This is a genomic window from Pelomicrobium sp. (assembly GCF_036803785.1).
Lineage (GTDB): Bacteria > Pseudomonadota > Gammaproteobacteria > Burkholderiales > UBA6910 > Pelomicrobium.
The window spans coordinates 1-9,666 of record NZ_DAIRTR010000114.1 but is presented as its reverse complement, the minus strand read 5'-3'; the positions used below and the strand labels follow the sequence as shown (position 1 = coordinate 9,666).

The window sequence follows — 9,666 nt, the reverse complement described above, 5'->3', positions numbered from 1 at the left end:
CCCCCGTCACCTGTCCCCCCCACACACCCATCGGAGCTGCGCTGGAAGCCATGCAGCGGCACGGCATCGGCTCCATGATCGTGGTGGACCAGGATCGACGTCCTCTCGGGATATTCACCCTGCATGATCTGCTGAGCCGCGTTGCCCTGCCCCAACGCGGCCTGAGCGAGCCCATCGAGCGGGTGATGACCCGCACCCTCACCACCTTGCCCCCCCACGCCACCGCCTACGAGGCAGCCCTGACCATGGTGCGCCACGGAATCCGCCACGTTCTGGTGGTGGACTCCGGTGAGTTGTTGGGAATCGTTTCGGAAAGAGACCTGTTCAGCCTGCAGCGGGTGAGCATGCGCCAGCTCTCCCAGGATATCCGCAGCGCTGACAGCTTGGAGAGCTTGCAGCAGTTGAGCGAGGAAGTACGCAAGCTGGCCCAGAGCATGCTCGTCCAAGGCGTGGCGGCGGAGCAGCTCACCCAGTTCATCGCCTCGCTCAACGATCTGCTCACCCAGCGGGCGATCGATCTGGAGGCGCGCGGCGCGGATCTGGCGCCGATCCGCTGGTGCTGGCTTGCCCTGGGCAGCGAAGGGCGGCTGGAGCAGACCTTGAGTACCGACCAGGACAACGGGATCATCTTCGAAGTCCCTGATGGCACGAAGGCACACGCGGTGCGGGAGCGGCTGCTGCCGTTCGCCCAGCGCATCAATCTGGCCCTGGATCGATGCGGCTTCCCTTTGTGCCGCGGCGATATCATGGCGGGCAATCCCCAGTGGTGCCTGAGCACGGAAGAGTGGCGGGGAAAATTCGCTGCCTGGATCGACAGCGGCAGCCCGGAAGCCCTGCTGCACGGTTCCATCTTCTTCGACTTCCGCCCCCTACACGGGGAAACCCGCCTCGCGCTGGAGCTGCGCCAGTGGCTGCTCGCTCGCGCCAGCGCGAACCGCCGCTTCTTGCACCAGATGGCGGAAAATGCTCTGCGCAATCGGCCGCCCTTGGGCTTTTTCCGGGACTTCGCCGTGGAAGCGAGCGGCGAGTACCGCAACACGATCGATCTGAAGATGAACGGGGCCACCCTGTTCGTGGACGCCGCCCGCATCTTGAGCCTGCAGACCCAGGTGCCCGCCACCAACACGGCAGAGCGGCTGCGGCGCTCGGCGCAGGCGCTGCACATCCCCCGTGAGGAAGTAGAAGCCTGGGTCGATGCTTTCTACTACATCCAGCGGCTGCGGCTCGAGCACCAGCACCAGAGAATCCTGGAAGGGCTGGCGCCCAACAACCGCTTGAACCCCTACGGGCTCAACCGGCTCGAGCGCCGCGTCCTCAAGGAGGCGCTCAAGCAGGCGCGAAGCCTGCAGGCGCGCCTTGCCCTGGAGTACCAGGTCTCGGGATTGGCCGGCTGGGCCTCTATTTAGGAAGCATCCCCGTGGTCGAGCTGGTAGCCTCGCCCGTGGAAGGTGCGCACGGTGACGCCGCTATTTTCCAGCTTTTTCCGCAGGCGGTGCACGTAGACCTCGATGGCGTTGAAGGTCACGCCGTCGTCGAAACCGCAGAGCCGTTCCAGCAGCTGCTCTTTGCTCACCACCCGGCCGAAGTGCTGGAGCAGCACCTCGAACACGCTCACTTCCCGGGGCGACAAGGGCAGGGTTTTGCCCCGCACTTGCAAGGTCCGGGTGACCGTGTCGTAGCTCACGTTCTCTCCCAGCATCTGGGACGGGAGGCTGTACCGGCTGCGGCGCAACAGCGCCCGTACCCGAGCCAGAAACTCGTTCACGCTGAAAGGCTTGGCCATGTAGTCGTCGGCACCCAGGTCGAGCACTCGGGCCTTGTCGTCCGGCGCATCCCGGGCCGAAAGCACCAGCACGGGGGTGACGCTCAAGCGGGCCCGCAGCCGCCGCAACACTTCGAACCCGTCCACGGTGGGAAGCCCCAAGTCCAGGATCACCAGGTCGAAGGGATGGCGCTTCAGCACCTGATCGGCGCTCTCCCCGGTGCCTACCCGGTCCACCGCGTAATTGGAGATTTTCAGGGCGAATTCGATCGCCTCCCCTAGCACGGGGTCGTCTTCCACCACCAGGATTCTCACGGCGCCTCCCCCCGCTCCCAGAGCTTGAGCGACCCCCGCTCCGCCGTTTGCCTTCGCCCGGGGCCGTTGCTACATTGAGATCAACCAAGGCCCCGAAAGAATCCGGCGAGCGTAAGGATTCTGTAAGCTATTCTAGCTTAGGATTCAATAAAAACAGCAGGCTACTTGGCCGCATTCCACTGACCGCAAGAGGAGGACGCCCATGCAGCTCACCGAGCGACACCGGGAGTACTGGCGCAAGAACCTGAGGCTCACCGGGATCCTGTTGTTCATCTGGTTCTTCGTCACCTACGTGATTGGCTTTTTCGCCAAGGGCCTAAGTGCCATCACGATCCTGGGTTTCCCGTTCCCCTTCTGGGTCGGCGCCCAGGGAGCCCTGATCGTCTATCTGATCATCATCTGGGTTTATGCCCGATACATGAACAAGCTCGACCAGGAGTACGGGGTCGCGGAAGGGGAGGAATGACCGATGGCCGTCTCGAGCCAAGCTCAATTCAACCAAGCGCTGAAGAAGTATTACAGCTTCTACACCGGCGGTTTCGTCGCCTTCGTGATCGTCCTGGCCATTCTGGAGGCCCTTGGCGTCCCCAATCGGGTGATCGGCTACATCTTCCTGTTTGCCACCATCGCCCTCTATGCCGGCATCGGCATCATGAGCCGCACGGCGGACGTGGCCGAATACTACGTGGCGGGGCGACGGGTGCCGGCCTTCTTCAACGGCATGGCCACCGGTGCCGACTGGATGTCGGCGGCCTCCTTCATCGGCATGGCGGGAAGCCTCTACCTCCTGGGCTATGATGGGCTCGCCTTCATCATGGGCTGGACCGGGGGCTACGTGCTGGTGGCCCTGTTCATCGCGCCCTACCTGCGTAAATTCGGCCAGTTCACCATCCCCGATTTCCTGGGGGCCCGCTACGGGGGCCACATTCCGCGCCTGATCGGGGTGTTCGCTGCCATCCTGTGCTCCTTCACCTATGTGGTGGCGCAAGTGATGGGGGTGGGCATCATCACCAGCCGGTTCACGGGGCTCGAGTTCGGCATCGGGGTGTTCATGGGCCTGGCCGGCATCCTGGTGTGCTCCTTCCTTGGAGGTATGCGGGCGGTCACTTGGACCCAGGTGGCCCAGTACATCATCCTGATCATCGCCTATCTGATCCCGCCTGTCTGGCTGGCGGCGAAGCAGACCGGCGTGCCGCTGCCCTGGGTGGTCTATGGCTACCAGCTGCAGAAAGTGACCCAGCTCGAGGATAAAATCCTCGCCGATCCCAAGGAAAACGAGGTCCGGGACATCTTTAAGCAGAAGTCGGAAGCGGCCAAGGCGGCGCTGAAGGATCCGGCCAAGGCCTATGCAGAGGGCAAAGCGGCTCTGGAGACGCGGCTTGCCCAGCTCAAGGCGGCCAACGCGCCAGCCGAGGAAATCGCCAAGGCGGAGCAGGCCCTCAAGAACTATCCGCCCACTCTGGAGGCGGCCGTGGCCCAATGGAAGAAGGACGAGGGCTTGGCTGCCCGGGCCGCGCCCATGAAGCGGCACGCGGAGATCTTCGCCGGCAAGGACGAGCAGGATGTCGCCGTCAAGCGGCGTAACTTCCTCGCCCTCATCTTCTGCCTCATGGTGGGCACCGCGGCGTTGCCCCACATCCTGATGCGCTACTACACGACACCAAGCGTCAGGGAGGCAAGGCAATCGGTGTTCTGGTCCTTGTTCTTCATCTGCCTGCTCTATCTCACCGCGCCGGCCCTGGCCGTGCTGGTGAAGTACGAGGTCTACGCCAACCTGGTGGGCTCGGCTTTCGCCGAGCTGCCGCGCTGGGTGTCCCTGTGGCAGGCGGTGGATCCCACCTTGTTGTTCCTCTCCGACGTAAATGGCGACGGCATCATCCAGCGGGCCGAAATCGCGCTGCATGGGGACATCATCGTGCTGGCAACGCCAGAAATCGCCGGGCTGCCCTACGTGATCTCGGGCCTGGTGGCGGCGGGAGGACTCGCGGCGGCGCTGTCCACCGCGGACGGGCTGCTGCTCACCATCGCCAATGCCCTGTCCCACGACGTCTATTACAAGATGATCGACCCCAACGCGCCCACCTCCCGGCGCCTGGCGGTGGCCAAGACCCTGCTCCTGATCGTGGCCCTGCTCGCCGCTTACGTGGCGGCGCAGAAGCCGGCCGACATCCTGTTCCTGGTGTCGGCGGCTTTCTCTTTCGCTGCCTCGGCTTTCTTCCCCGCCCTGGTCCTGGGGGTGTTCTGGAAGAAAGCAAGCAAGCTGGGAGCCATCCTGGGCATGGTGGTGGGCCTGGGGGTATGCTTTTACTACATGGCCACCACCCAGCCGTGGATGCGGGGCCTCTTCGGGGTCACCGGCCCGATCTCGGATTACATGTGGCTCGGCATCCAACCCATCTCCGCCGGGATATTTGGCATCCCAGCGGGCTTCATCGCCGCCATCATCGGTAGCCTGATCGCCCCCAACACCAACAAGGAGGTAATCGAGCTGGTGGACCACGTCCGCTATCCCAGCCTGGTGGGCGACATCGACACCCGGGCTACCTGACCCGACCCGCTGCACCATGAAAAAGGCCCGCTTGCGCGGGCCTTTTTTTATTGCGGAGTCTATCCTCCTAGACCTTCAGGTCCTTGACCAGGTGGGCCAGATCGGCCCGCTCCGCATCCCGGATGAGCTGGCGGGTCATCAAAGGGTCGAAGCGAAACAAATGATGCACCACTTCTTTGACCTTGTCCGGCTTGTGGGTGTGATGATAGGCCATACCCAAGGCATACCAGGCATGGGGGTTCATGGGCTGGAGCTCGGCCGCTTGCTGGAATGCACCCACTGCTTCCTCGTGCCGGCCCAGCATGGCATAGCACATCCCCATGCCGTACCAGGCGCGATCCAGCTTGGGATCTAGCATGACCGCTGCCTGGAAAGCCTCGATGGCTGGCCCGATGCGGCGCAGCTTCTCCCGCACGAATCCCAAGTCGAAAAGCAAAGGAGCATTTTTCGGATTGAGCCGCACTGCTTCCTCGAAATACCCCAGGGCCTCTTCGTAACGCTGCTGCCGGGCGAGCAGATAGCCCAAGGCGCTCGTTACCTTGGGCGAACGCGGATCGAACCGCAGGGCGGTGCGGTATTCCCGCTCCGCCTGGTCGTAGCGGCGTAGCCGCTCGAACATGCGTCCCCGCAGATAATAGCGCAGGGTGTCGAAGTCCATGGTCCTGGGCGAGCCGTCCTCTCGCGAGCTTGCTACATTTTCCCCACAGAAACCCGCTCCCGCAAGCGAAAACCTCTCGCACGCCATAGGGTGCGGCTCGCATCCTGCGGCAAGGCCATTGTGTTATGCTTTTTTTGCGGGCGGGGCCTTCAATGCTTCAGTTTCTCTCCATCCTCAAGCTGCTGTGCGAAATCGTCGGCCTGTCCCTGATCGGACAGGGAATCCTCTACGTGCTGGCGGGAGCCAACCGGGAAAAGAACTTTCCTTATCTCATCCTGCGCACCGTCACCTCCCCGGTTACCCGAGTGGTACGGTTCATCACCCCCCGGTTCATCCTGGATCAGCACGTGGGGTTCGTGGCTTTCTTTCTCGTCTTCCTTGTCTGGTTCTGGGCCGGACAGCAGAAGCTTAAGCTGTGCTTGACTGAATACGCTGGCCATCCTGCCTGCACGGCCATGGTGCAAAAGTACGAGGAAAGGCTCCAGCGCTCCAGGCAATAGGATAAGGTCTTTGACAGGCGGCCCGTTCTCCCTTATGTTTGCGGCCTTGGCCCGCTTTCGCGGCGAGCCCCGGTGTGGAGAGGTGACCGAGCGGTCGAAGGTGCACGACTGGAAATCGTGTGTACGGCCAAAAGCCGTACCGCGGGTTCGAATCCCGCCCTCTCCGCCAAATGAAACGCCCCTGCCCCGGGGCGTTTCTATTGGGTGAGGGGGATACGCAGAGCCCGCTCCAAATTTCGAACCGCCATGTACCGCGCGGGCGGAAACGCCATGAGGCAAATGGCGGGCGTGGGTTCCCCCGCGCCCGGCCGGATCGCGGGCTCGAGGCTAAGCCGCCTGGGCCTTGGTTGCCGCCACCGCCGCCTTCACCTGTTCGATGCCGGTAGGGTCATCTAAGGTGGTGAGATCCCCCGGATCCCGGCCTTCGGCAATCGCCTGGATGGAACGCCGGAGCACCTTGCCGGAACGCGTCTTGGGCAATAGGGTAACGAAATGCACCCGGGACGGCCGGGCGATGGCGCCAAGCTGGCTGTCCACGACCCCCATGATCTCCTTTTCCAGCGTCGTGCGCCCCTCCGGCGTGGCAATACGGCTTGGGTCTTTGACCACGGCGAAGGCCAAAGGGAGCTGGCCTTTCAGTGGATCCGCCACTCCGACCACTGCAACTTCGGCAATGGCGGGATGGGAGCTGATGGCTTCTTCAATCTCTCGCGTGCCCAGGCGGTGGCCTGCCACGTTGATCACGTCGTCAGTGCGGCCCAGGATGAAGTAGTAGCCGTCCTCATCCCGCATTCCCCAGTCGAAAGTAGTGTAGATCAAGCGGTCCTTGAAGCTGGAGAAATAGGTGGAGACGAAGCGCTCATCCTGCCCCCAGACGGTGGACATGCAGCCAGGCGGAAGCGGCGGGACGATGCACACCACCCCTTTTTCGTTCGGGCCCACTTCTTCCCCCGTCTGTTCGTGCAGCAGCCGCACGTCGTAACCGTAAGCGGGGAAGCTGGGGCTGCCGAACTTGAGAGGGGTCTTCTCCACCCCGGGCACTGCGGTGAGGATCGCCCAACCGGTTTCCGTCTGCCAGTAGTGGTCGATGACCGGCACCCCCAAGGCCTCGGCGATCCACCGGGCCGTGGGCTCGTCCAGGGGCTCGCCGGCAAGGAACAGGTGCTTGAGGGACGAGGTGTCGTACTTCCTGAGGTAGCTCGGATCCTGTTTCTTTAGCACCCGGATGGCAGTGGGAGCGCTGAACATGACGGCGATCCTGTGGTCCTGGACGATCTTCCACCAGATCCCAGGATCGGGCCGGATGGGTACCCCTTCGTACACCACGGTGGCCATGCCGCGGATGAGGGGTCCGTACACGATATAGGAATGACCCACCACCCAACCAATGTCGGAAGTGGCGAAATAGGTCTCGCCCGGCTCGCCGCAGTAGATCCACTTCATGCTGGCGGCCAATGCCACCGCATGCCCCCCCGTGTCCCGCTGAACCCCTTTGGGTCGCCCCGTGGTGCCAGAGGTATACAAGATGTAGGAAGGCTCGCTCGCCTCGAGCCAGGTCACGGGTACCTGGGCGTGCAGATGTCGATCGCGCAGTTCGGCATAATCCAGGTCGCGCCCTGGTATCAGAGGCATCTCGCGGTCCAGCCCGCGATTCACGATGACCACCTTCTCGGGCGGGAACTGGGATAGCCGGAGGGCCTCGTCCACCAGGTGCTTATAGGGGATCTTGTTTCCCATGCGCATGCCCGCGTCGGCGGTCACCATGACCTTGGGCTTGGCGTCGTCGATGCGGGCCGCAAGGCTTCCAGAAGCGAATCCGCCGAACACCACCGAGTGAATCGCCCCCAGCCGCACCGTGGCGAGCATGGCGAAGATCGCCTCGGGAACCATGGGCATATAGATCAATACCCGATCGCCCTTGACAACTCCCAGGTGTTGCAGCACCGCGGCAAAGCGGTTCACTTCCTGATGCAACTCCCGGAAGGTATAGACCCGCTCCTGATTCGTCTCGGTGGAGATGTAGATCAGGGCCCTCTGGTCGGCCCGGTCCTTGAGGTGCCGATCCACTGCGTTGTAGCAGAGATTGGTCTGTCCGCCGACGAACCATTTGACGAAGGGCGGGCGGCTGTAGTCCAAAACTTTTTCGAAAGGTGCGTGCCAGTCCACCAGGGCAGCCTGTTCCGCCCAGAAAGCCTCGCGCTGTTCGATGGAACGCCGATGAAACTCCTTGTACGTCTCGCCCATGTCTTCTCTCCTCTGGTGTGTGCTCGATCGCGCAGAAAGGGCCCCGCCGCAGGCCGCGAACGGCGCGGGGGCTAGCCGCCGGCCACCTCCACCACGGTGCGTCCCTTCGCTCTTCCTAGGATGAAGTCATCGAACACGGCAGGCAGTCTCTCCAGCGGCACGATGCGGATCATGCTGCGAAGATGGGCTGGCCGCATATCGGTCGCGAGGCGCGCCCACACCCGGTGCCGCAGCTCCATGGGGCAATTGACCGAGTCCACCCCCAGGAGGCTGACCCCCCGCAGGATGAAGGGCATCACCGTGGTGTTGAGGTTCGGACTCAAGGCGAGGCCGATGGAGGCGATGGTGCCGCCGATCCGCATGGTACTGGCGATCCAGGCCAGGACCTCGCCCCCCAGGTTGTCCACTGCCCCGGCCCAAGTGGCCTTGTCCAAGGGCCGGATCGTGCTGAGGTCCAGGCTAGAGCGCAGCATCACCTCTGCCGCCCCCAGGCCTAGGAGATAGTCCGTCTCCGCCTCCTTACCCGTCAGCGCCACCACCCGGTAGCCCAGCCGCGCCAGCACGTCCACGGCGACGCTGCCCACGCCGCCGGTTGCCCCCGTCACGATGACAGGGCCCTGCTCCGGCTTCAATCCTTCGTGCTCCATGCGCGCGATGCCCAAGGCCGCCGTGAACCCGGCGGTGCCCAGCGCCATGGCGTCGAAGAGGGTGAGGCCCGGAGGCAGAGGCACCAACCAGGCAGCAGGCACCCGCGCATATTCGGCGTAGCCTCCGTGGTGGGAGACCCCCAGATCGAAGCCCGTGGCAAGCACCTTGTCCCCCGGCTTGAAAGCCGGATCTGTGGAAGAGACCACTGTGCCGGAAAAATCGATCCCGCCCACGCACGCCGGGCGCCGCAGGATCTTGCCCTTGCCGGTGGCAGCGAGGGCATCTTTGTAGTTCACGTCGGAATAAGCGACCCGCACCACCACTTCCCCGGGGTCCAGCTCGTCCAGGGTCATATCGACGAAGCCGCTGCGGATCTGCTTGTCCACCGCCTCGATTCTGAACGCCTTGAACCTTTCCATCACCTCTCCTCCGCTGTGCCCTTGATTCCATTCTAGTCCTGACATTCCCCAGGGAATAAGGCGCGAGCTGCGCTCCTCCTACCCCCTCTGTTCGATGGGCACCCAGGGGCGGGGTTCGGGGCCGAGGTAGTTTGCACTCGGGCGGATGATCTTGCCGTCTTGCCGCTGCTCGATCACGTGGGCCGACCAGCCGGTGGTGCGCGCAATCACAAAAAGCGGGGTGAACATCGCCGTCGGAATGCCCAACAGGGCATAGACCAGCGCCGAATACCAGTCCAGATTGGCAAACATCGCTTTTTCCTGCTCCATCACCCGCTCAATCGCCTCAGCCACCGCAAAACGCTTGTGCGCCCCCCGCGCCTCGGCCAGCCGCCGCGCTACCGCCTTGATCACCTGATTGCGCGGATCGGCCACCGTGTACACCGGATGCCCAAACCCAATGATCACCTCCTTGCGCAAAAGCCGCGCCCGAATGTCGGCCACCGCCCCCTCAGGCGCCTCATAGCGCGCCTGAATCTGCCACGCCACCTCGTTCGCCCCCCCATGCTTGGGCCCCTTGAGCGCCCCAATCG

Annotated in this window: 9 protein-coding genes and 1 tRNA gene; 5 read left to right on the top strand and 5 right to left on the bottom strand. The window is 63.5% G+C overall.

Features of this window, described 5'->3' with window-relative positions:
- The coding region (locus V7Q81_RS12295) for a DUF294 nucleotidyltransferase-like domain-containing protein (protein WP_333843713.1) at positions 1-1,406 on the top strand (1,406 nt) is incomplete at its 5' end.
- Here the strand turns inward: V7Q81_RS12295 and V7Q81_RS12290 are convergent.
- Positions 1,403-2,077, bottom strand: coding sequence for a response regulator transcription factor (locus tag V7Q81_RS12290; protein WP_333843710.1), 675 nt, complete (start codon positions 2,075-2,077; stop codon positions 1,403-1,405). The two genes, V7Q81_RS12295 and V7Q81_RS12290, sit on opposite strands and share 4 nt — an antisense overlap.
- Before the next feature lie 202 nt (positions 2,078-2,279).
- On the opposite strand from V7Q81_RS12290, the gene V7Q81_RS12285 reads away from it, so the two are divergent.
- Positions 2,280-2,543 carry a DUF4212 domain-containing protein gene (locus V7Q81_RS12285; RefSeq protein ID WP_333843708.1) on the top strand — a complete coding sequence of 88 codons (264 nt, stop codon included), beginning with the start codon at positions 2,280-2,282 and terminating at the stop codon, positions 2,541-2,543.
- A 3-nt stretch (positions 2,544-2,546) separates the two neighbouring features.
- On the top strand, positions 2,547-4,625 hold the full coding sequence (locus V7Q81_RS12280) for a sodium:solute symporter family protein (RefSeq protein WP_333843705.1): 2,079 nt from the start codon (positions 2,547-2,549) through the stop codon (positions 4,623-4,625).
- Between the two features lie 67 nt (positions 4,626-4,692).
- On the opposite strand, the gene V7Q81_RS12275 is transcribed toward V7Q81_RS12280, so the two are convergent.
- Positions 4,693-5,283 (bottom strand): tetratricopeptide repeat protein, encoded by a 591-nt coding sequence (locus V7Q81_RS12275; protein ID WP_333843704.1) that lies wholly within the window; start codon positions 5,281-5,283, stop codon positions 4,693-4,695.
- 152 nt (positions 5,284-5,435) lie between these two features.
- Between V7Q81_RS12275 and V7Q81_RS12270 the strand changes: the two genes are divergently transcribed.
- Positions 5,436-5,783 carry a hypothetical protein gene (locus tag V7Q81_RS12270; protein ID WP_333843701.1) on the top strand — a complete coding sequence of 116 codons (348 nt, stop codon included), beginning with the start codon at positions 5,436-5,438 and terminating at the stop codon, positions 5,781-5,783.
- A gap of 76 nt (positions 5,784-5,859) precedes the next feature.
- A tRNA-Ser gene (locus tag V7Q81_RS12265) sits at positions 5,860-5,952 on the top strand.
- A gap of 158 nt (positions 5,953-6,110) precedes the next feature.
- On the opposite strand, the gene V7Q81_RS12260 is transcribed toward V7Q81_RS12265, so the two are convergent.
- The 3 genes from V7Q81_RS12260 to V7Q81_RS12250 all read right to left on the bottom strand — a co-directional run.
- Positions 6,111-8,027, bottom strand: a complete 1,917-nt coding sequence (locus V7Q81_RS12260) for a propionate--CoA ligase (protein ID WP_333843700.1) — start codon at positions 8,025-8,027, stop codon at positions 6,111-6,113.
- A 71-nt stretch (positions 8,028-8,098) separates the two neighbouring features.
- The gene (locus tag V7Q81_RS12255; RefSeq protein WP_333843698.1) at positions 8,099-9,094 is read right to left on the bottom strand and encodes an oxidoreductase; all 996 of its coding nucleotides are present in this window, start codon (positions 9,092-9,094) and stop codon (positions 8,099-8,101) included.
- A 78-nt stretch (positions 9,095-9,172) separates the two neighbouring features.
- Positions 9,173-9,666, bottom strand: a 494-nt coding sequence (locus V7Q81_RS12250; RefSeq protein WP_333843697.1) for a citrate/2-methylcitrate synthase, incomplete at its 5' end; no start/stop codon positions are given.